Origin of the sequence: Pantoea sp. SM3640 (assembly GCF_015654165.1) — a bacterium.
In the GTDB taxonomy this organism is placed as follows: domain Bacteria; phylum Pseudomonadota; class Gammaproteobacteria; order Enterobacterales; family Enterobacteriaceae; genus Pantoea; species Pantoea vagans.
The window spans coordinates 3,424,434-3,445,752 of the sequence record NZ_CP064872.1; the positions used below are offsets into that span (position 1 = coordinate 3,424,434).

Below are 21,319 nucleotides of genomic sequence, written 5' to 3' on the forward strand. Positions count from 1 at the left end.
AGGAACCTGTATGACGATTTCTTACAGCCGCTGGCCGGACGATCTGGCTGCACGTTACCGTGAAAAAGGGTACTGGCTGGATCTGCCGATGACCGACATCCTGGAACGTCACCGCGACAGCGAATGCGTGGCGGTGATTGATGGCGACCGGCAATTTACCTATCGCCAGATGGCCTCACTGAGTGACAATCTGGCAGCGGCCCTGCAGCATCGTGGCCTGAAACCCGGTGATACGGCGCTGGTGCAGCTTGGCAACGTGGCGGAATTTTATCTGACGCTGTTTGCGCTGTTCAAAATCGGCGTCGCCCCGGTTAACGCTCTTTTCAGCCATCAACGTACCGAACTGGTCGCCTATGCCAGTCAGATCGCGCCGTGCCTGTTGATTGCCGATCGCAGCCATCCCCTGTTCGCCGATGACGCCTTTATCACGCAGCTTCGCCGGGAACAGCATTCACTGCAGCAGGTGATCCTACGTAATGACGCTCATGCGGAAAACAGTCTCGACGCCCTGCTGGCAGAACCCGCAGGTGACTTCAGGGCAACCCCGACCGCAGGCGATGACGTCGCTTTTTTCCAGCTGTCGGGCGGCAGTACCGGCACTCCGAAGCTGATCCCGCGTACCCACAATGATTACTACTACAGCATCCGGGAAAGTGACGTGATCTGCGGGGTCAACGCAGATACCCGTTACCTGATTGCTCTGCCCGCTGCACATAATTTCCCGATGAGTTCTCCGGGCGCGCTGGGCGTCTTTTACGCGGGCGGCCAGGTGATCTTAGCGGCCGATCCCAGCGCGACCCTCTGTTTCCCGCTGATTGAAAAACATCAGGTTACTGATACCGGCCTGGTTCCACCCGCGGCCAGTCTCTGGCTGCAGGCGATTCAGGAATGGGGCAGCAATGCCGCGCTGGCCTCACTGCAACGTATTCAGGTCGGTGGCGCAAAGCTGGGTGAAACGCTGGCTGCGCGCATCCAGAACGAGATGGGCTGTACCCTTCAGCAGGTGTTTGGGATGGCGGAGGGTCTGGTGAACTACACCCGGCTGGATGACGATGAACAGACCATTCTCACCACGCAGGGCCGTCCGATCTCACCGGATGACGAGGTGTGGGTCACAGACGAACAGGGGCATCCGCTGCCGGTCGGTGCCATTGGGCGCCTGATGACACGCGGTCCTTATACGTTCCGTGGCTACTACAACAGCCCGGAACATAACGCCGCCAGCTTTGATGACCAGGGCTTTTACTGCTCTGGCGATCTGGTTGAGATCACCCCCGCTGGCAACATCATTGTGCAGGGTCGTGAGAAAGATCAGATCAACCGGGGCGGCGAAAAGATCGCAGCTGAAGAGATTGAAAACCTGCTGCAGCGCCATGCGGATGTGATCCACGCGGCGCTGGTCTCTATGAGCGACGAACTGATGGGTGAAAAGAGCTGTGCGTTTATTGTCACCCGTCAGCCGGTGAAACCGGTGGCGCTGCGTCGTCACCTGCGTGAACTGGGCGTCGCCGAATTTAAGCTGCCCGACCGTATTACCTGCGTAGATGCCCTGCCGCTGACCGCGGTCGGCAAGGTAGACAAAAAACGTCTGCGCCAACAACTTGCCGATCAGCGTGCGCAAGCCTGATCTGTCCGGAGAATCTTAATGGCTATTCCACAACTGACCTCTTATCCGCTACCTGACGCCACTGAGTTGCCGAACAACAAGGTGAAATGGACGCTGGAGCCGGGCCGTGCTGCCCTGCTGATCCACGATATGCAGCGCTATTTCCTTAACTTCTGGGGCGATAACAGCCCGCTGGTTAAGCAGGTCGTTGACAATATTGTCCGCCTGCGACGCTACTGCAAAGCGCAGGGCATTCCGGTGTTTTACACCGCTCAGCCTAACGCGCAGAGCGATGAAGATCGTGCGCTGCTCAATGATATGTGGGGACCCGGCCTGAATAAACATCCCGATCAGCAGAAGATCGTGGAGGCGCTGGCACCGGATGAGCACGATCAGGTCCTGACCAAGTGGCGCTACAGTGCGTTTCACCGATCGCCGCTGGAGGCGATCCTGCAGGAGATGGGCCGCGATCAGCTGATTATTACCGGCGTCTATGCCCATATCGGCTGCCTGACCACCGCCACGGATGCGTTTATGCGTAATATCCAGCCGTTTATGGTGGCCGATGCGCTGGCTGACTTCAGCCGTGAGGAACATATGATGGCGCTGACCTACACCGCGGGTCGCAGCGGAAAAGTGGTGATGACCGCCGATCTGATGCCTGTACCGCTCAGCAAAGACGAACTGCGCATGCTGATCCTGCCGCTGCTGGAAGATGATGAGGTGCCGGACGATGATGAAAACCTGATCGACTACGGGCTGGATTCGGTACGTGTGATGGCGCTGGCGGCACGCTGGCGTCAGGTACATCGTGACATTGATTTTGTCAGCCTGGCCAGAAATCCTAGCATCGACGGCTGGTGGGCGCTGCTGTCGCGGGAGCCTGCTGAATGAGCCATCTATCCGATTTCAGCGGTAAAATCGTCTGGGTGACCGGTGCCGGTCAGGGCATTGGCTACCACACAGCGCTGGCCTTTCACCAGACGGGCGCGCAGGTAGAGGCCTTTGATCTGCGGTTCCAGGGTCATGACTATCCGTTTTCCTGTCACATTATGGATGTAGCCGATCCGGCGCAGGTAAAATCCGTGTGTCAGCGGGTGCTGGCCGCCCAGCCGCGCATCGATGTGCTGGTCAACGCAGCCGGTATTCTGCGTACTGGTGCCACCGATGCACTCTCATTTGCTGACTGGCAGTCCTGTCTTAACGTCAATGCGGGCGGTGCGTTTAATCTGTTCCAGCAGACACTGCCGCGCTTTCGCGAACAGCGCGCCGGTGCCATCGTTACTGTCGCATCGAATTCAGCGCATGCACCGCGTATTGGCATGTCCGCTTATGGTGCGTCAAAAGCCGCGCTGCGCAGCCTCTGTATGACAGTGGGTCTGGAAATGGCGCCTTACGGTGTGCGCTGTAATATTGTTTCGCCTGGCTCCACTGACACCGATATGCAGCGCAGCCTGTGGCACACACCGACCGGCGAGCAGGAGATGATTGCGGGCTTCCCGGATCAGTTTAAGCTGGGTATTCCGCTGGGCAAGATCGCGCAGCCGCAGGAAATTGCGGCCACCGTTCTGTTTCTCGCGTCGGATCTTGCCAGCCATGTGACGCTGCAGGATATTGTGGTCGATGGCGGCGCAACCCTGGGAGCCTGATGATGACTGCGATCTGGAAACGATCCCTTGATCTTCCTGCACTGAACGCGCTGGGTGAGCACTCACTGGTGGCGCATCTGGGGATCGTTTTTACCGCGATAGGCGATGATTATCTGGAAGCGACGATGCCGGTCGATGCCCGGACGCAGCAGCCGTTCGGGTTGCTGCATGGTGGCGCCTCCGTGGTACTAGCGGAGTCGATGGGCTCAATTGCCGGGTATATGGCGGTTGAAGAAGGCAGCAGCGTGGTCGGTGTTGAAGTTAACGCCAGCCATCATCGCGCAGTGTCAGCGGGACGGGTACGGGGGACCTGCCGTCCATTGCATCTGGGTAAACGCAGTCAGAGCTGGCAGATTGAGATTCGGAACAGTCGGGATCAGCTGTGCTGCAGTGCGCGACTGAGCGTAGCGGTCATGAGCTAGCGGCAGAAAGAACGATGCCCTCTTTCATACTGAAAGAGGGCATCACATATTACGCTGTAGCAGGCGTTCTGTTAACGCTGATAGATAATTTCAACGCCTTCGTCGTCTTCATCATCCCAGTCGTCATCCCACTCTTCATCTTCCACTTCGACCGTGTTTTCAATGGTTTCTTTGTGGTAATCATCCCACATGAATTCCACTTTCTCCGGCTGCTTCTCTTCAAGCTCCGCTTCTTTCGGGTTAGCGTTGATGAAGCTCATCACGTCCCAGCAGAGTTCTTTGACGCCGGTCTGGCTTGCGGCAGAGATCAGGTAATACTTATCTTCCCAGCCCAGCGCTTCAGCAACCGCTTTCGCCCGTGACTGCGCTTCTTCTTCACTGATCAGATCAATTTTGTTGAAGACCAGCCAGCGTGGTTTGTTGAACAGCTTCTCGCTGTATTTTTCCAGCTCGCCGAGGATGATACGGGCATTTTCAACCGGATCGCTTTCATCAATGGGGTCGATATCGATCAGGTGAAGCAGTACGCGGCAGCGTTCCAGATGCTTCAGGAAGCGAATGCCGAGGCCTGCGCCCTCTGCTGCGCCTTCAATCAGACCCGGAATATCGGCCACGACGAAGCTCTGCTCGCTGTCCATACGCACCACGCCCAGGCTTGGCACCAGGGTGGTAAACGGATAGTCCGCTACTTTAGGTTTGGCTGCCGAGACGGCACGAATAAAGGTCGATTTACCGGCATTCGGTAAGCCCAGCATCCCGACGTCCGCCAGCAGCATCAGCTCCAGCTGCAGGTCACGCTTTTCACCTGGGGTACCCATGGTTTTCTGGCGAGGACTGCGGTTCACTGACGATTTGAAACGGGTGTTGCCCAGGCCATGCCAGCCGCCTTTACCGACCATCAATTTCTGACCGTGGCGCGTCATGTCGCCGAGTGTCTCACCGGTACCCTGGTCGATAACCCGGGTGCCGACCGGCACTTTAACTTCGATATCCTTACCGCGTTTACCGGTACAGTCGCGGCTCTGGCCGTTCTGCCCACGTTCGGCGCGGAACGATTTTTCGAAACGATAATCGATAAGGGTATTAAGGTTTTCATCAGCGATCAGATAAACGTCACCGCCGTCACCACCATCACCCCCATCAGGGCCGCCTCTCGGGATATATTTTTCGCGGCGGAAGCTGACGCAACCATTACCGCCATCACCGGCGACGACCAGAATTGTCGCTTCATCAACAAACTTCATTTTTAAATCTCCGTCACACAATCGCCTGCAGCACTCTGCAGACGGGTCCGCCAGGGTCTTCTGCGCTGACCAGCGGCGGATAAATCAGGATTGGCTTTCGCCAGTGCGTACACAAAGTGTACAGCAAACTTTTGTGATGCGTCGCTTTTACCGCGACAGACCGCAGAATGTAAAAAGCCCCGCAGGAGCTGCGGGGCCTTCAATTCGTGCGTTCAGACGTCAGACGTCTGCGTCACGACAACCTTACTCAGCAACGATGCTGATGTATTTACGGTTGTTCGGACCTTTAACTTCGAACTGTACTTTACCGTCTGCGGTAGCAAACAGGGTGTGGTCACGACCACAACCTACATTGGTACCGGCGTGGAATTTGGTGCCACGCTGACGAACGATGATGCTACCTGCCAGAACAGATTCGCCACCGAAACGTTTTACACCCAGACGTTTTGCATTGGAGTCACGACCATTTCGAGTCGAACCACCAGCCTTTTTATGTGCCATTTGTCAGATCTCCTCTTACGCCGTGATACCAGTGATTTTCACATCAGTGAACCACTGGCGATGGCCTGCTTGCTTACGGTAGTGCTTACGACGACGAAACTTAACAATCTTAATTTTCTCGCCACGACCGTGAGCAACAACTTCTGCCTTGATCATTCCGCCTGAAACCAGTGGCGCGCCGATTTTCACGTCTTCGCCATTAGCAATCATCAGAACCTGGTCAAACTCAATCGTTTCACCGGTTGCGATGTCCAGCTTTTCCAGGCGAACGGTCTGACCTTCGCTTACTCGGTGTTGTTTACCACCACTTTGGAAAACCGCGTACATATAAAACTCCGCTTCTGCGCTTGCCTTTTAGTTCATCAGGCGGCGCGCTAAATATTCACAATAGGGCGCGAATTCTACGCAAAACTCCAGAAGAAGACAAGAGCACTTTGCACACTCTTGCAGAAAAAAAACACAGGCTGAATGCAACCGTTTCTCAGGCACAAAATTCAAGTACAATCAGTAACAGATTACCTGAACGCTGGCTGGGTAAACCACTTACCATGGCAGAGATAACGAGTCATAGCTGAAAAGACGAATGAACTTAGAACAGATTAATGAATTAACCGCACAGGATATGGCTGCCGTTAACCAGACCATCCTCGACCAGCTGAATTCGGATGTCTCGCTCATCAACCAGTTGGGCTACTACATCATCAGTGGCGGGGGCAAGCGTATCCGTCCCATGATTGCCGTGCTATCTGCACGTGCCATGGGCTACAAGGGCGACCTGCACGTGACCAATGCGGCGCTGATCGAATTTATCCACACCGCCACGCTGCTGCATGACGATGTCGTGGATGAATCCGATATGCGTCGTGGCAAAGCGACCGCGAACGCGGCGTTTGGCAATGCGGCAAGCGTGCTGGTCGGTGATTTTATTTACACCCGCGCCTTCCAGATGATGACCAGCATGGGGTCGCTGCGTATCCTGGCGCTGATGTCAGAGGCGGTAAACGTGATTGCTGAAGGCGAAGTCCTGCAGCTAATGAACGTCAACGACCCGGACATCACCGAAGAGAGCTACATGCGTGTGATTTACAGTAAGACCGCGCGCCTGTTTGAAGCGGCCTCACAGGCCTCGGCGATACTGGCTGAAGCGACGCCTGAAGAGGAAAAAGCGCTGCAGGATTATGGGCGCTATCTGGGTACCGCTTTCCAGTTAATTGACGATTTGCTGGATTACAGTGCTGACGGCGAGACGCTGGGTAAAAATACCGGCGATGACCTGAGCGAAGGCAAACCGACGCTGCCGCTGCTGCATGCCATGCAGCACGGCTCGCCTGAACAGGCGAAGATGATCCGTGAAGCCATTGAGCAGGGAAATGGCCGCCATCTGCTGGAGCCAGTGCTGGAAGCGATGAATCAGTGTGGTTCGCTGGAATGGACGCGCAGTCGCGCGGAACAGGAAGCGGATAAAGCGATTGAAGCCTTGCGGATCCTGCCTGAATCCCCCTGGCGCAGCGCGCTGGAGTCGCTGGCACACATGTCTGTTCAGCGCGACTTCTGATCCCTCACGGAGCCTGCCGGGCTCCGTTTTTACGACCCTGCTCTCACTTCTTTTTGTTCCCTCTTAGCTATTGCACTCCTGTTGCGTGCCACCACACAGACCAGACGCGGGATCCAAATATTACTGGAAATTAACAGGAAACATTTGCTATAAAATTCTGACTATTTCCAGATAATGGTAAAAGGAAAGCCAGCGTCTCGCTGGATGATGCAATGACAAGGAAAAGGAGAACAGGTTATGCAAAAAATAAAGGAAGACTGGCACCCGGCTGACATTATCGCGGCACTGCATAAGCGTGGTATGACGCTGGCAGCGCTGTCACGCGCAGCAGGCCTGAGTTCATCCACGCTGGCGAATGCACTGACGCGTCCATGGCCCAAAGGTGAATGGCTGATCGCCGACGCGATCAAAGTTCATCCCAGTGAGATCTGGCCCAGCCGCTATTACGATCCCGATACAAACTGCCTGCTGGATCGCAGAAAACGTATCCGGCCACCTGCCGGCCAGACGGATAACACCTGAGATATCTGGCGATCCTCAGGCGAAAAAAAACCAGCCCCCGCGGGGGCTGGCTATTTCAGCGCATCTGCAGGATTACTCTTCGCTGACGCGCTCGATGTTCGCGCCCATCGCTTTCAGCTTATCTTCGATGTGCTCATAGCCACGATCGATGTGATAAATGCGATCAACGAACGTCGTTCCTTCTGCAATGCAACCTGCCAGAACCAGACTGGCAGACGCACGCAAATCGGTCGCCATCACCTGCGCACCTGACAGGGTTTCAACCCCGTGACAGATCGCCGTGTTGCTCTCAATCTCAGCATGTCCACCCATACGAATCAGTTCCGGGATATGCATGAAACGGTTTTCAAAGATGGTTTCGGTAATCACGCCCGTGCCTTCCGCAACCATGTTTAACAGAGTGAACTGCGCCTGCATATCGGTCGGGAACCCCGGATGCGGTGCGGTGCGCACGTTGACCGCTTTTGGTCGCTTGCCGTGCATATCCAGACTGATCCAGTCTTCACCGGTTTCGATATCGGCACCCGCATCACGCAGCTTCGCCAGCACTGCATCCAGCGTATCGGGCTGAGTTTTGTGACACATCACTTTGCCGCCCGAAATCGCGGCAGCCACCAGGAAGGTACCGGTTTCGATACGATCGGGCAGGACGGTATAAACACCGCCACCCAGGCGCTCTACGCCTTCGATGGTGATTTTATCGCTGCCTGCGCCACTAATTTTAGCGCCCAGGGTGTTAAGGAAGTTGGCGGTATCCACAATTTCCGGCTCGCGGGCCGCATTTTCAATCACGGTAGTACCGGTCGCCAGCGTCGCAGCACTCATGATGGTCACGGTTGCGCCAACGCTGATTTTGTCCATGACAATCAGCGCGCCTTTCAGACGGCCATTGACTGACGCTTTGACATAGCCCTCTTCCAGCTTGATCTCGGCACCCAGCTGTTCCAGACCGGTGATGTGCAGGTCAACCGGACGCGCGCCAATCGCACAGCCACCCGGCAGGGAAACCTGACCCTGACCAAAACGTGCCACCAGCGGGCCCAGCGCCCAGATTGAGGCACGCATGGTTTTAACCAGATCGTAAGGCGCACAAAAGACATCTACCGCGCTGGCATCGACATGCACAGAACCGTTGCGTTCCACCTTCGCACCCAGCTGGCTCAGCAGCTTCATGGTGGTATCAATGTCGCGCAGCTTTGGCACATTCTGGATCTCTACCGGCTCTTCGGCCAGCAGGGCAGCAAACAGAATAGGAAGTGCGGCGTTCTTCGCCCCGGAAATGGTGACTTCACCACTTAAGCGGGTGGGGCCTTGCACACGAAATTTTTCCATTAACACGGCTCTCAATTAACTAGCTAAAAATTGGACTCGCCCACGGCGAGTTCACTACGCTGCGGGATCAGAAACCGTTGAGTTTACGGTCACGCGCCCATTCAGCGGGAGTATAGGTTTTGATAGAGACAGCATGCATGCGGTTATCCGCGATGAATTCCATCAGCGGCGCGTAGACAGCCTGCTGTTTTTTCACGCGGCTCAGTTCGCCAAACAGTTCGCCTACGGCGATCACCTGAAAATGGCTGCCATCGTTGCTCATCACATGAACTTCGTCTAAAGGCAATGCGGCCATCAGCACGGCCTGAATTTCACTGTTTTCCATTGGGCTTAACTTCACTTAATAATAATAAGGCTGACATAGTAGAGGAAAGCGGCTGACTCTTAAATACGCAAAAGCCCCTGTTGAAAACAGGGGCTTACGATAACAACCGGAAATCAGGCGCTTTTATCCGCAGAAACAATAATCTGTTGCAGATTGTAAAGTGTAATCAGCGAGTGCAGTTTGTCACTGATACCCGTAAAGCGTGGCGTAATGCCCTGTGCCCGGGCGATTTCCCGCAGGTGCACCAGCAAAGCGAGACCGGAAGAATCAACACGCTCCAGCGCTGCAACGTCGATGGTATCGACATCTTTAATCAGCGTTTCACGTTGCTGCCACAGGCTCATTAACGTGTCGCGATCCAGCTCGCCTTTCAGCAATAGCGTGCTGGCTTCCCGCTCCCAGCGTAACGATTCGTGCATTATTTTTGTTTATCCAGCGTAATTGGCTGTGCCGCAGAGGATTTCAGTTGCGCTGTCAGACCGTCGATACCTTTAGTACGTAACAGATCGCTCCACTCATTTTGTTTGGTGGTGATCATGCTCACGCCTTCGGCAATCATATCATAAGCCTGCCAGTTACCAGTCTGGCTGTTTTTACGCCACTGGAAGTCGAGACGAACTGGTGGGCGGCCATTAGGATCGATGATGGAGACCCGAATAGCGACAATCTGGGCATCGCCCAACGGCTGCTCAGGCTGAATCTGGTAGCTCTGACCGTTATAGAGTGCCAGTGCCTGACCATAGGCCTGTGCCAGATAGTCACCAAAGGCGCTGAAGTAGGCTTCACGCTGCGCCGGGGTCGAATCACGATAGTAGCGGCCCAGCACTAACGCGCCCGCGTATTTGATCTGTACATAGGGCAGCAGCTCCTGACGCACAATCTGACGCAGGTAGTTTGGGTCCTGCTTGATTTTCGGCTGCTCATTTTTCAGACGGGTAAACGTCTTTTCAGCCGCTTCATTCATCAGCTTGTAGGGATTGCTCTGATCGGCTGCTGTCGCCGTCAGTGGTACGGCAACCACTAGCATGGCAATCATCAGTAAACGTTTAAACATGGTATACCCTCTTCTTTAAGGTTGAGCCGGTGCCGCAGGCGCAGCACTGTCGCCTTCCTGCGCATCCTTGTTGTCACTGTTTTGCTTGTTATCGCCGCTCTTATAAAGGAACTGGCCAATCAGGTCTTCGAGCACCATCGCTGACTTGGTATCGCGCAGCGTATCGCCATCTTTCAGCATCGCCGAACCGAGTTCAGGATCGTCAAAGCCTAAGTTGAGCGCCAGGAACTGCTCACCCAGCAGTCCCTGCGTGCGAATCGCCAGCGAGCTGGTGTCTGAAATTTTATTCGCATACTGATCGCTGATCTCCATCGTGACACGTGGCAGCAGCGTTTTCGGTTCAAGCTCAATGTCCGTTACCCGGCCAATCACCACACCGCCGATTTTGACCGGCGAACTGGCTTTCAGGCCGCCGATATTGTCAAACGTGGCGTAGAGTTTCCATGTTGGCTCTGTGCCCATCGACTTTAAATCGGCGACGCGCAGACAGAGAAACAATGCGGCGATCAACGCCATAATCATAAAAATGCCAACCCAGATTTCGCTTTTTTTGCTTTGCATTGCATCAATTCCCAAACATCAGTGCTGTCAGCACAAAATCCAACCCGAGCACCGCCAGTGAAGCATGTACTACGGTACGCGTTGTCGCGCGACTGATCCCTTCAGAAGTGGGAATCGCGTCATAGCCATTAAAAAGAGCAATCCAGGTAACCGTCACGGCAAAGACGGCGCTTTTGATGATGCAGTTAACAACGTCGGTGCGGAAATCGACCGCATTCTGCATGGCTGACCAGAAGAAACCAGGATCGATTCCCTTCCAGCTCACGCCAACCAGGGCACCGCCAGCAATGCCTACCGCGGTAAAGATCAGTGCGAGTAGCGGCATACTGATAAAACCGGCCCAGAAGCGCGGCGAAACGACGCGACGCAACGGATCCACCGCCATCATCTCCATACTGGAGAGCTGTTCAGTGGCTTTCATCAGACCGATTTCAGCCGTGAGGGCCGAGCCTGCCCGTCCGGCAAACAGCAGCGCGGTCACGACCGGCCCCAGCTCACGCAGCAACGACAGCGCCACCAGCATGCCCAGACTGGTTTCAGCACCGTAAGTGGTCAGTACCAGATAACCCTGCAGTCCCAGTACCATGCCGATAAACAGGCCCGACACCACAATAATCAGTAACGACAACACGCCAACACTATAGAGCTGTTTAATCAGTAGCGGCGAGTGTCTGCGGAACGCGGGTTTTCCTACCAGCGCGTGAAACAGCATTAATCCTGCGCGTCCAAAACTGGCGCACGTTTCAATTCCCTGACGACCGAATGACGCCAGCGCCTTCAAGACCATCTGTTTAGTTACTCCCTGAGCCGGTTAAATCAGCGAGATAGTCGCCGGCAGGAAAACGGAAGGGAACCGGACCATCCGCATCGCCATCAATAAACTGGCGGACGCGCGGGTCATTATTCTCTCGCAGTTCCGGCGTGGTGCCGTGTGCGATAATTTTTTGTCCGGCCACGATATAGGCATAGTCCGCAATACTCAGTACTTCCGGTACGTCGTGCGAGACCACAATACAGGTCAGGCCCAGAGCATGGTTCAGTTCATCAATGAGTTTGACCAGCACACCCATGGTGATGGGATCCTGACCGACAAAAGGCTCATCAAACATGATCAGTTCCGGCTCAAGCGCAATCGCGCGCGCCAGCGCCACACGACGCGCCATTCCGCCCGACAGCTCAGCCGGTTTCAGTTGAGCTGCGCCACGCAGCCCCACGGCTTCCAGCTTCATTAATACCGTGCTGTGCAGAATAGGTGCGGGAAGACGGGTATGTTCGCGCAGCGGCCAGGCAACATTTTCATAGACCGTTAAGTCAGTAAATAGCGCGCCAGACTGGAACAGCATGCTCATCTTCTTGCGCGCTTCATACAATTTAGCGCGCGACAATGACGGAATGTTTTCGCCACGGAAAAAGATGTCACCGCGGGTCGGCTGAAGTTGCCCCCCAATCAAGCGTAGCAGAGTGGTTTTCCCTATCCCCGACGGTCCCATTATCGCCGTCACTTTGCCTTTCGGCACGGTCAGCGAAATGTCGTCGAAGATGGTGCGATCTCCGCGCGAAAAACTCACGCCACGAACCTCAACCAGATTCGTTTGCTGCTGGATCATTATTACCTCTTGTAAGGATCGGGCGTAAACATGGGGTACGATGGTAGCCTGTTCGGTCCTGATTCACGATAGCTTTACAGAAACTTACCGCTAAGATTTGGCGAAAATGGTCATTAAATTTACTTTTGCCGTTCAGACGGTCAAAATCAGCGGCTGTCACGCCAAACAGAACCTTAAACCGGTCGGTAAAGGCATTGCCGGCCCGGGTTTTTACGCAAGGATTTTTCATGTTCGTAGCTTCTGCACTGCTGATTATCGGTTTGCTTTTACTGGCATATGGTGCCGATCGTCTGGTGTTTAGCGCCTCTATATTGTGTCGATCCTTTGGCATTCCGCCGCTGATCATTGGCATGACCGTTGTCAGCATCGGCACCTCGCTGCCAGAAATGATCCTCTCCTTTTCCGCGGCCCAGCATGGACAGATGGATCTGGCAGTTGGCACCGCGCTCGGCTCGAATATTACCAACATTTTACTCATTTTGGGTGCCGCTGCGCTCATGCATCCACTCAGCGTTCATTCTAATCTGATACGCCGTGAACTGCCGTTGATGTTGCTGGTTACCCTGCTCAGCGGATTTATGCTGTTTGACAATCAGCTTAGTCGACTGGATGGAATTGGCCTGATCGCCATCGCCGCTATTTATCTGATGGTGGTGATTCGCATTGCGCGTAAAGCAGAACGGGACAACAACGACACCCTGACCCGCGAGCAGCTGGCCGAGCTGCCCCGTGAAGAGAGCGGAAACACGGTGGCCTTTCTCTGGCTGGCCGTCGCGCTGATAATTCTGCCGATGTCGACCCGGATGGTGATCGACAATGCCACCGCCTTTGCTGACTACTTTGGCGTCAGCGAACTGGTGATGGGCCTGACGCTCATCGCCGTGGGCACCAGCCTGCCTGAGCTGGCGACGGTGATTGCCGGGGCGCTGAAAGGTGAAGATGATATCGCGATCGGCAATCTGATCGGTGCCAACATTTATAATATTGCCATCGTGCTGGGCCTGCCGGCGCTGATTCACCCCGGCAGTATCGACTATCACGCCTTTGCTCGTGATTACTGGGTGATGCTGGGCGTCAGCGTGCTGTTTGCCCTGCTCTGCCTGCTGCGTCGCCGACGCGTTGGCCGCATCGCCGGCCTGATTTTACTCTGTGGTTTCTTCGTCTGGGTGACGCTGCTGTGGATGCAGCCGGCATTCATGGACGGCTAACAAGGACAGACTCACTATGTCATATCAGCAACCAACAGCATTTGATTTTCAGCAGGCGGGGAAAACCGTCCTGCGCATCGAGCGTGAAGGACTGGAACAGCTCGATCAATATATTAATGACGATTTCGCCCGCGCCTGCGCCCTGATCTACGCCTGTCAGGGTAAAGTGGTCGTGATGGGCATGGGTAAGTCTGGTCATATCGGCAAAAAAATAGCGGCGACCTTTGCCAGTACCGGTACGCCAGCCTTTTTTGTTCATCCGGCCGAAGCCAGCCATGGCGACCTGGGCATGGTGAGCAAAAATGATGTGGTGATCGCCATCTCTAACAGCGGTGAGTCGAATGAAATCCTCGCGCTGATTCCGGTGTTAAAACGTCAGCACATTGCGCTGATCTGCATGACAGGACGGCCTGACAGCGCGATGGGCCGGGTTGCCGATGTGCATCTGTGTGTCCATGTTCCGCAGGAAGCCTGCCCGTTAGGCCTTGCGCCAACCACCAGTACCACAGCCACACTGGTGATGGGCGATGCGCTGGCGGTTTCGCTGCTGGAAGCACGTGGATTCACGGCGGAAGATTTCGCCCTCTCCCACCCTGGCGGTGCGCTGGGCCGCAAACTGCTACTGCATGTAGCGGATATCATGCACAGCGGCGATGAGCTGCCGCACGTCACCCGTGACGCCTCACTGCGTGATGCGCTGCTGGAGATTACCCGCAAAAATCTGGGCCTGACGGTCATCGTCGACGGTCTGATGAAAATTGAAGGTATCTTTACCGATGGTGACCTGCGCCGCATCTTTGATATGGGCATCGATTTTCAGCGCGCCACCATCGGGGAAGTGATGACGCCAGGTGGCATCCGCGTCCGGCCAAATATGCTGGCGGTTGAAGCCCTGAACCTGATGCAGACCAAAAACATTACCTCGATTCTGGTGGCCGATGACGACCATCTGCTCGGTGTGGTACATATGCATGACATGCTGCGCGCTGGCGTAGTCTGAACAGGAAAAGAAAATGCAACAGGTAACGCCCACGATTGACACCTGCTATGGACCGATCAGTGCTGACGTCATGGCGCGCGCCAGCAACATTCGTCTGCTGATCTGCGACGTCGATGGCGTCATGTCCGACGGGGTGATCTACATGGGAAACAAGGGTGAAGAGCTGAAAGCCTTCAACGTGCGGGATGGTTACGGTGTACGCTGTTTGCTGACCGCCGATGTGGAAGTGGCTATTATTACTGGCCGCAATGCCCGTCTGATGGAAGATCGCTGCAAAACGCTCGGCATCCGTCATCTTTATCAGGGACAATCGGATAAGCTTTTGGCCTATCGTGAACTTCTGGATAAACTGTCTCTCTCTGATGATCAGGTCGCCTATATCGGTGACGACCTGATCGACTGGCCGGTGATGGCGAAAGTGGGATTAAGCGTGGCGGTAGCGGATGCACATCCGATCCTGTTGCCGCGCGCGCAGTATGTTACGCGGATTGCGGGTGGACGCGGCGCGGTTCGCGAAGTATGTGACCTGATCTTAATGGCGCAGAACAAATTTGAGGATGCCAAAGGGCAATCAGTATGAGTAAAAGCAGGCGTTGGATAACGCTGATTCTGACCTTGATTGCACTGGTTTTGATCGGCTGGAATCTTACCAACCAGGATGGCGATGGCACGCCAGTCGGGACGGATAGTCAGTCGCCGACCTATACCAGTGATGATTCTCACACTGTGGTGTATAACCCGCAGGGCGCGCTGTCATATAAACTGGTCTCTGACAAAGTGACCTATTTCTCGGATGACGAGCTGAGCTGGTTCGACAATCCGGTAATGACCACCTTTGATGAGAATAAAATTCCTACCTGGACGTTACGCGCAGATAAAGCAAAGCTCACCAAAGATCGTATGCTTTATCTGTATGGCCATGTTGAGCTGAATACGCTGACGCAGGATTCCCAGCTTGAGCGGATCAAAACCGATAATGCACAGATTAACCTTGTCACTCAGGACGTTACCTCTGATGACCAGGTGACATTGTATGGCCGCAGCTTTAACTCCACCGGCATGAAAATGCGCGGCAATTTACGGACAAAAAACGCCGAGTTAATCGAGAAGGTCAAAACCTCTTATGAAATCCAAAATGAACAAAAATAGCCTGAAGATTTTACTGGCCAGCATGTTACTGGCAACCAGCGTTCCGGCGCTGGCCCTGACCGGTGACTCGGACAAACCCGTCAATATTGACTCGCAGAATCAGGCGCTGGATTTGCAGGGCAATGTCGCGACCTTTACCGGCAATGTCATCGTGACGCAGGGCTCTATCAAAATCACGGCCGATAAAGTCGTGGTGACCCGTCCGGGCGGCGACAGCAAGAAAACCATCGTTGACGCCTACGGTAATCCCGCCACTTTCTATCAGATGCAGGACAGCGGCAAGCCGGTTCAGGGCCATGCGTCTAAACTGCACTACGAACTGGCCAACGATTTCGTTGAACTGACCGGCAATGCGTTCATAGAGCAGCAGGACAGCAACATCAAAGGCGATCGTATTACCTATCTGGTGAAAGAGCAGAAAATGCAAGCTTACAGTCAGGGCCAGAACAAGCGCGTCACGACCGTACTGGTGCCGTCGCAACTTCAGGATAAAGGTTCGTCCAACAGCGGAAAGAAGAGTAACTGATAGCTATGGCCACATTAATCGCAGAAAACCTGGCGAAGGCATATAAAGGCCGTCGCGTGGTAGAAGATGTCAGCCTGCAGGTAAAATCCGGCGAGATTGTCGGCCTGCTGGGTCCGAACGGAGCCGGTAAAACCACCACCTTTTACATGGTGGTGGGCATTGTGCCGCGTGACGCTGGCCGCATTGTCATTGATGATGAAGACATCAGTATCCTGCCGCTGCATGCGCGTGCGCGTCGCGGCATCGGTTATCTGCCGCAGGAGGCATCGATCTTCCGTCGCCTCAGCGTCTACGATAACCTGATGGCGGTACTGCAGATCCGTGATGACCTCACCGAAGAGCAACGCCAGGATCGCGCCCGTGAGCTGATGGAAGAGTTCCACATCGAGCACCTGCGTGACAGCATGGGTCAGGCACTGTCGGGTGGTGAACGACGTCGTGTTGAGATTGCCCGCGCGCTGGCTGCCAATCCTAAGTTTATTCTGCTGGATGAACCTTTTGCCGGTGTTGACCCTATTTCCGTTATCGACATCAAGAAGATCATTGAGCATCTGCGTGACAGCGGCCTCGGCGTTTTGATTACCGACCATAACGTGCGCGAAACGTTAGCGGTCTGTGAGCGGGCCTATATCGTCAGCCAGGGCCACCTGATTGCGCATGGTACACCCAATGAAATTCTTGCGGATGAGCAGGTTAAGCGGGTTTATTTGGGTGAAGAGTTCAGACTCTGATAAGGTGTCGTTAATACCGATGTTTACCTGGGAACTACCATCCTGTCTATGAAGCAAGGTTTACAACTCAGGTTCAGCCAACAGCTGGCAATGACTCCACAGTTGCAGCAGGCGATTCGTCTGCTGCAACTCTCCACGCTTGAACTCCAGCAGGAGTTACAGCTTGCACTGGAAAGTAATCCCCTGCTTGAGCAGACCGATCTGCATGACGAGATTGACTCCCGGGAATCGTCAGAAGCCGAAGCGCTGGATACCCGTGAAGCGCTTGAGCAGAAAGAGATGCCTGATGAGCTGCCGCTGGATGCCACCTGGGATGAAATCTACACCGCTGGCACCCCTTCCGGCACCGGTACCGATTATCAGGATGATGAGTTGCCGGTCTATCAGGGCGAAACCACGCAGTCACTGCAGGATTACCTGATGTGGCAGGTCGAATTGACGCCTTTCAGCGATACCGACCGCGCGATTGCGACCTCTATCGTCGATGCTATCGATGACACCGGATATCTCACCGTCTCGCTTGAGGAGATCCTCGACAGCATCGGCAATGATGAGCTTGAAGCGGATGAGGTTGAGGCGGTGCTGAAACGCATCCAGCGCTTTGACCCGATCGGTGTGGGCGCACGTGATTTGCGTGACTGTCTGCTGGTTCAGCTCTCCCAGTATGCGCCAGAAACGCCGATGCTGACTGAAGCACGCCTGATTGTCAGCGAACATCTCGACCTGCTGGCCAATCACGACTTCCGTAGCCTGATGCGCGTCACGCGCCTCAAAGAAGAGGTGCTGAAAGAGGCGATGCTGCTGATTCAGTCGCTGGACCCGCGGCCGGGTCAGTCCATCAACACCGGCGAGCCGGAATATGTTATCCCCGATGTGCTGGTGCGTAAGGTCGGCAACCGCTGGACGGTTGAGCTCAATGCCGACAGCGTGCCTCGTCTGAAAATCAACCAGCACTATGCGGCAATGGGCGGTGCAACGCGCAATGACAGCGACAGCCAGTTCATTCGCAGTAATCTGCAGGAAGCGCGCTGGCTGATTAAGAGTCTGGAAAGCCGCAATGACACGCTGCTTAAAGTCACGCGCTGTATCGTTGAGCAGCAGCAGGCGTTCTTTGAGCAGGGTGAAGAATTTATGCGTCCGATGGTGCTGGCCGATATCGCCCAGGCTGTTGAGATGCACGAATCGACCATTTCCCGTGTGACCACGCAGAAATATCTGCACAGCCCGCGTGGCATTTTTGAACTGAAGTACTTTTTCTCCAGCCACGTTAATACGGAAGGTGGCGGTGAAGCCTCCTCTACCGCGATCCGTGCTCTGGTGAAGAAATTAATTTCGGCGGAAAATCCAGCCAAACCCTTGAGCGACAGTAAACTGACCTCCATGTTATCTGATCAGGGGATCATGGTGGCACGGCGTACCGTCGCCAAATATCGTGAGTCTTTATCCATCCCGCCATCGAACCAGCGTAAACAGCTGGTTTGAAAGAAATGAGAAGGAAGACCTATGCAGCTGAACCTGACCGGGCAACATGTTGAAATCACGCCACCTTTACGTGAATTCGTCAGCGGTAAATTTGCCAAACTGGAACACTATTTTGAACATATCAATCAGGTCTATATTGTCCTGAAGGTTGAGAAAGTCACGCAGGTGGCTGACGCAACACTCCACGTGAACGGTGGCGAGCTGCACGCCACGTCGGAAGCGGAAGATATGTATGCGGCAATTGACGGGCTGATCGATAAACTGGCCCGTCAGCTGACCAAACACAAAGATAAACTGAAAAAACACTAACCTTCACGCTAGCTACGCGCGCCTGCCGCGCAGAGCCGACAGGATGGGGCGGATAATCCGCCCCGTTTTGTCATCTGAGCAAGCGCCGTTTGTCGCACATATCAGCGCGCTGGTGGTGAATGGCCTGGTGAACACGCAAGTGAAACGATAATGAACAACGACCTTACACTGGAATTGAGCACAGTGCTTTCGCCAGACTGCACCCGCAGCGGCGTACACTGCCAGAGCAAAAAACGTGCGCTGGAAATCATCAGCGAACTGGCCGCTAAGCAGCTCAACCTGCCGCACCAGACGCTTTTCGAAGCGATTCTGACCCGCGAACGCATGGGCAGTACCGGTATTGGTAACGGAATAGCCATTCCTCACGGCAAGCTAGAAGAGGATACGCTGCGTGCGGTTGGGGTATTTATCAGCCTCGAGCAGCCGATTGCGTTTGATGCCGTCGACAACCAGCCGGTCGACCTGCTGTTTGCATTGCTGGTTCCGGCTGACCAGTGCAAAACACACCTGCACACCCTTTCACTGGTGGCAAAACGTCTGGCAGATAAAACGGTTTGCCGTCGCCTGCGTGCTGCGCAGAGTGATGAAGAACTCTATGCCATTATTACGGAAGTCCAGACAGAGCAGTAACGCGTCTTTACCGGCCCGGTGCCGGTTTTAAAACGGGAGAGAAGGTCATGGTGCTGATGATCGTTAGCGGTCGTTCAGGCTCGGGGAAGTCAGTGGCGCTCCGTGCGCTGGAAGATATGGGATTCTACTGCGTTGATAACCTGCCGGTCGTGCTGCTGCCTGAATTGGCCAATTCGCTGGCGGAACGCAATATTTCGGCGGCGGTCAGCATCGACGTGCGTAACATGCCTGAATCCCCGGAAATTTTTGAAACCGCGCTGAATAATCTGCCTGACACATTTTCACCTCAGCTGCTGTTTCTCGACGCCGATCGCAATACCCTGATTCGCCGTTACAGCGATACGCGCCGTCTGCATCCCCTCTCCAGCAAAAATCTGTCGCTGGAGAGCGCTATCGATGAAGAGAGCGATCTGCTGGAGCCGCTGCGTTCGCGTGCCGATTTGATCATCGACACCTCAGAGATGTCGGTACATGAGCTGGCCGAGATGCTGCGTACCCGTCTGCTGGGCAAGCGTGAACGCGAACTGACCATGGTGTTTGAATCCTTTGGCTTCAAACATGGCATCCCGATTGACGCTGATTATGTCTTTGACGTGCGCTTTCTGCCTAATCCCCACTGGGATCCTAAGCTGCGCCCGATGACCGGCCTTGATCGTCCGGTGGCGGCCTTCCTTGACCGCCACACTGAAGTGCACAACTTTATCTACCAGACACGCAGCTATCTTGAACTCTGGCTGCCGATGCTGGAGACCAACAACCGTAGCTATCTTACCGTGGCGATTGGCTGTACTGGTGGCAAACACCGCTCAGTTTATATTGCAGAACAGCTGGCGGATTACTTCCGTTCGCGCGGTAAGAATGTACAGTCACGCCATCGCACGCTGGAAAAGCGCAAATCATGACCGTCAGACAAACTGTAGAAATCAAAAATAAGCTGGGCATGCATGCCCGTCCGGCAATGAAGTTGTTTGAGCTGGTGCAGAGCTTCGATGCCGAAGTGTTGCTGCGCAACGAAGCGGGCACAGAAGCCGAAGCCAGCAGCGTAATTGCGCTGCTGATGCTCGACTCGGCTAAAGGCGGACACATAGAGATTGAAGCCAGCGGTCCGGAGGAGATCCCGGCGCTGGCAGCGGTCATTGAGCTGTTTGAAGCAGGCTTTGATGAAGACTAAGTCTTAGTCGAGCTTATTACGCTGCAGGAAGCCTTCCCCGCCAAGCTGGCGCATCTGACGCATTATCCACTGCTGTCGCTCTCTGACGTAGCCTGAAGGCGCAGCCGCACGATAACGGATAGGATTAGGCAGAACGGCCGCCAGTAAGGCGGCATCGGCAGCGGTAAGCCGGCTGGCTGGCTTGTGGAAGTAGCGCTGTGAAGCTGCTTCAACGCCAAAGATACCCGGTCCAAACTCTGCAATATTAAGATAGACGGTCAGAATACGTCGTTTCGTCCAGACTGTCTCAATACCTACTGTCAGCCCCGCTTCCAGACCTTTGCGCACCCAGCTGCGGCCATCCCACAGAAACAGATTCTTTGCTGTCTGTTGTGACAGCGTGGAGGCACCACGCATCCGGCTATCGCTGTTATCCAGTACAGATTCAATCGCCGCGACATCGAAACCCCAGTGGTCCGGAAACTTTTGATCTTCTGAGGCGATAACGGCCAGCCCCATCCACGGCGAAATCTCATCATGTCCGACCCAGTCAGAATGGGCGACATAGCTAAAGTCACCGCGTAACAAGGCACCGATCTGTCGTTCAGCCATCACCGCTGAAAACGGTACCGGCAGGAACGAAAAGAGCAAAATTCCCGCCAGCCATACGCCCAGCCATACCAGCATGACACGACCAATAATACGTCTGATACGCTGTCCGACGCTTCCTTTATGCTTGTTCATGCAATCTTCCCA

General features: G+C 54.7%; 29 protein-coding genes. 17 read left to right on the forward strand and 12 right to left on the reverse strand.

The window, feature by feature from the left end:
* The first annotated feature begins 10 nt into the window (after positions 1–10).
* The 4 genes from IV493_RS15910 to IV493_RS15925 are packed head-to-tail and all read left to right on the forward strand — an operon-like array spanning position 11 to position 3,677.
* Complete coding sequence (locus tag IV493_RS15910; protein WP_195857430.1) at positions 11–1,627, forward strand: (2,3-dihydroxybenzoyl)adenylate synthase; 1,617 nt, start codon at positions 11–13, stop codon at positions 1,625–1,627.
* Positions 1,628–1,645: 18 nt separating this feature from the next.
* Positions 1,646–2,500 carry an isochorismatase family protein gene (locus IV493_RS15915; protein WP_195857431.1) on the forward strand — a complete coding sequence of 285 codons (855 nt, stop codon included), beginning with the start codon at positions 1,646–1,648 and terminating at the stop codon, positions 2,498–2,500.
* Positions 2,497–3,255 (forward strand): 2,3-dihydro-2,3-dihydroxybenzoate dehydrogenase, encoded by a 759-nt coding sequence (dhbA, locus tag IV493_RS15920; RefSeq protein WP_195857432.1) that lies wholly within the window; start codon positions 2,497–2,499, stop codon positions 3,253–3,255. The genes IV493_RS15915 and dhbA overlap by 4 nt, the downstream gene beginning before the upstream one ends.
* Positions 3,256–3,257: 2 nt before the next feature.
* A complete protein-coding gene (locus tag IV493_RS15925) occupies positions 3,258–3,677 on the forward strand; it encodes a hotdog fold thioesterase (protein WP_033731990.1) in 420 nt (139 codons plus the stop codon).
* Positions 3,678–3,748: 71 nt separating this feature from the next.
* Here the strand turns inward: IV493_RS15925 and cgtA are convergent, their stop codons facing one another.
* The 3 genes from cgtA to rplU all read right to left on the reverse strand — a co-directional run bounded on the left by cgtA (position 3,749) and on the right by rplU (position 5,749).
* Complete coding sequence (gene cgtA / locus IV493_RS15930; protein WP_013359890.1) at positions 3,749–4,921, reverse strand: Obg family GTPase CgtA; 1,173 nt, start codon at positions 4,919–4,921, stop codon at positions 3,749–3,751.
* Positions 4,922–5,164: 243 nt separating this feature from the next.
* Positions 5,165–5,422, reverse strand: coding sequence for a 50S ribosomal protein L27 (gene rpmA, locus IV493_RS15935; RefSeq protein ID WP_003851093.1), 258 nt, complete (start codon positions 5,420–5,422; stop codon positions 5,165–5,167).
* Between the two features lie 15 nt (positions 5,423–5,437).
* A complete protein-coding gene (rplU, locus tag IV493_RS15940) occupies positions 5,438–5,749 on the reverse strand; it encodes a 50S ribosomal protein L21 (RefSeq protein ID WP_008925416.1) in 312 nt (103 codons plus the stop codon).
* A 256-nt stretch (positions 5,750–6,005) separates the two neighbouring features.
* Between rplU and ispB the strand changes: the two genes are divergently transcribed.
* Both ispB and IV493_RS15950 read left to right on the forward strand, forming a co-directional pair.
* Positions 6,006–6,977 carry an octaprenyl diphosphate synthase gene (gene ispB / locus IV493_RS15945; protein WP_008925415.1) on the forward strand — a complete coding sequence of 324 codons (972 nt, stop codon included), beginning with the start codon at positions 6,006–6,008 and terminating at the stop codon, positions 6,975–6,977.
* Between the two features lie 237 nt (positions 6,978–7,214).
* On the forward strand, positions 7,215–7,499 hold the full coding sequence (locus IV493_RS15950; protein WP_013359889.1) for a helix-turn-helix transcriptional regulator: 285 nt from the start codon (positions 7,215–7,217) through the stop codon (positions 7,497–7,499).
* A gap of 72 nt (positions 7,500–7,571) precedes the next feature.
* On the opposite strand, the gene murA is transcribed toward IV493_RS15950, so the two are convergent.
* From murA to IV493_RS15990, 8 genes are all read right to left on the reverse strand, one after another.
* A complete protein-coding gene (gene murA, locus IV493_RS15955; RefSeq protein ID WP_013359888.1) occupies positions 7,572–8,831 on the reverse strand; it encodes a UDP-N-acetylglucosamine 1-carboxyvinyltransferase in 1,260 nt (419 codons plus the stop codon).
* 67 nt (positions 8,832–8,898) lie between these two features.
* Complete coding sequence (gene ibaG / locus IV493_RS15960; RefSeq protein WP_003851098.1) at positions 8,899–9,156, reverse strand: BolA family iron metabolism protein IbaG; 258 nt, start codon at positions 9,154–9,156, stop codon at positions 8,899–8,901.
* 113 nt (positions 9,157–9,269) lie between these two features.
* Positions 9,270–9,575: a lipid asymmetry maintenance protein MlaB gene (gene mlaB, locus IV493_RS15965; protein ID WP_010251883.1), complete on the reverse strand. Its 306-nt coding sequence runs from the start codon at positions 9,573–9,575 to the stop codon at positions 9,270–9,272.
* Positions 9,575–10,210: a phospholipid-binding protein MlaC gene (gene mlaC, locus IV493_RS15970; protein ID WP_033731285.1), complete on the reverse strand. Its 636-nt coding sequence runs from the start codon at positions 10,208–10,210 to the stop codon at positions 9,575–9,577. The genes mlaB and mlaC overlap by 1 nt, the downstream gene beginning before the upstream one ends.
* 15 nt (positions 10,211–10,225) lie before the next feature.
* Positions 10,226–10,771, reverse strand: coding sequence for an outer membrane lipid asymmetry maintenance protein MlaD (mlaD, locus tag IV493_RS15975; RefSeq protein WP_033731989.1), 546 nt, complete (start codon positions 10,769–10,771; stop codon positions 10,226–10,228).
* A 4-nt stretch (positions 10,772–10,775) separates the two neighbouring features.
* Positions 10,776–11,558, reverse strand: a complete 783-nt coding sequence (gene mlaE / locus IV493_RS15980; RefSeq protein WP_033731283.1) for a lipid asymmetry maintenance ABC transporter permease subunit MlaE — start codon at positions 11,556–11,558, stop codon at positions 10,776–10,778.
* Positions 11,559–11,562: 4 nt separating this feature from the next.
* Positions 11,563–12,378 carry a phospholipid ABC transporter ATP-binding protein MlaF gene (mlaF, locus tag IV493_RS15985; protein ID WP_095706325.1) on the reverse strand — a complete coding sequence of 272 codons (816 nt, stop codon included), beginning with the start codon at positions 12,376–12,378 and terminating at the stop codon, positions 11,563–11,565.
* Complete coding sequence (locus IV493_RS15990; protein ID WP_148235579.1) at positions 12,350–12,607, reverse strand: hypothetical protein; 258 nt, start codon at positions 12,605–12,607, stop codon at positions 12,350–12,352. Before IV493_RS15990 ends, mlaF begins: the two co-directional genes overlap by 29 nt.
* Here IV493_RS15990 and IV493_RS15995 point away from each other — a divergent pair.
* The 11 genes from IV493_RS15995 (at position 12,606) to npr (ending at position 20,584) form a co-directional block, all read left to right on the forward strand.
* Entirely contained in the window at positions 12,606–13,586 is a 981-nt protein-coding gene (locus IV493_RS15995) for a calcium/sodium antiporter (RefSeq protein ID WP_033731280.1), read from the forward strand. The two genes, IV493_RS15990 and IV493_RS15995, sit on opposite strands and share 2 nt — an antisense overlap.
* Before the next feature lie 16 nt (positions 13,587–13,602).
* A complete protein-coding gene (kdsD, locus tag IV493_RS16000) occupies positions 13,603–14,586 on the forward strand; it encodes an arabinose-5-phosphate isomerase KdsD (protein ID WP_195857433.1) in 984 nt (327 codons plus the stop codon).
* Between the two features lie 13 nt (positions 14,587–14,599).
* Entirely contained in the window at positions 14,600–15,166 is a 567-nt protein-coding gene (kdsC, locus tag IV493_RS16005) for a 3-deoxy-manno-octulosonate-8-phosphatase KdsC (RefSeq protein WP_147789304.1), read from the forward strand.
* Complete coding sequence (lptC, locus tag IV493_RS16010) at positions 15,163–15,735, forward strand: LPS export ABC transporter periplasmic protein LptC (protein WP_013359880.1); 573 nt, start codon at positions 15,163–15,165, stop codon at positions 15,733–15,735. Before kdsC ends, lptC begins: the two co-directional genes overlap by 4 nt.
* Positions 15,710–16,261 carry a lipopolysaccharide ABC transporter substrate-binding protein LptA gene (lptA, locus tag IV493_RS16015; RefSeq protein WP_110331229.1) on the forward strand — a complete coding sequence of 184 codons (552 nt, stop codon included), beginning with the start codon at positions 15,710–15,712 and terminating at the stop codon, positions 16,259–16,261. Before lptC ends, lptA begins: the two co-directional genes overlap by 26 nt.
* A gap of 5 nt (positions 16,262–16,266) precedes the next feature.
* Positions 16,267–16,992 carry an LPS export ABC transporter ATP-binding protein gene (lptB, locus tag IV493_RS16020; protein WP_009092467.1) on the forward strand — a complete coding sequence of 242 codons (726 nt, stop codon included), beginning with the start codon at positions 16,267–16,269 and terminating at the stop codon, positions 16,990–16,992.
* Positions 16,993–17,040: 48 nt separating this feature from the next.
* A complete protein-coding gene (gene rpoN / locus IV493_RS16025; RefSeq protein ID WP_033731275.1) occupies positions 17,041–18,474 on the forward strand; it encodes an RNA polymerase factor sigma-54 in 1,434 nt (477 codons plus the stop codon).
* Positions 18,475–18,495: 21 nt separating this feature from the next.
* Positions 18,496–18,783 (forward strand): ribosome hibernation promoting factor, encoded by a 288-nt coding sequence (gene hpf / locus IV493_RS16030; protein WP_013359877.1) that lies wholly within the window; start codon positions 18,496–18,498, stop codon positions 18,781–18,783.
* 150 nt (positions 18,784–18,933) lie between these two features.
* The gene (ptsN, locus tag IV493_RS16035; protein WP_013359876.1) at positions 18,934–19,413 is read left to right on the forward strand and encodes a PTS IIA-like nitrogen regulatory protein PtsN; all 480 of its coding nucleotides are present in this window, start codon (positions 18,934–18,936) and stop codon (positions 19,411–19,413) included.
* A 47-nt stretch (positions 19,414–19,460) separates the two neighbouring features.
* Positions 19,461–20,315: an RNase adapter RapZ gene (rapZ, locus tag IV493_RS16040; protein ID WP_010251920.1), complete on the forward strand. Its 855-nt coding sequence runs from the start codon at positions 19,461–19,463 to the stop codon at positions 20,313–20,315.
* Entirely contained in the window at positions 20,312–20,584 is a 273-nt protein-coding gene (gene npr / locus IV493_RS16045) for a PTS phosphocarrier protein NPr (RefSeq protein WP_010251923.1), read from the forward strand. The genes rapZ and npr overlap by 4 nt, the downstream gene beginning before the upstream one ends.
* A gap of 3 nt (positions 20,585–20,587) precedes the next feature.
* Here the strand turns inward: npr and mtgA are convergent, their stop codons facing one another.
* The gene (mtgA, locus tag IV493_RS16050; protein ID WP_195857434.1) at positions 20,588–21,307 is read right to left on the reverse strand and encodes a monofunctional biosynthetic peptidoglycan transglycosylase; all 720 of its coding nucleotides are present in this window, start codon (positions 21,305–21,307) and stop codon (positions 20,588–20,590) included.
* Positions 21,308–21,319 lie beyond the last annotated feature (12 nt).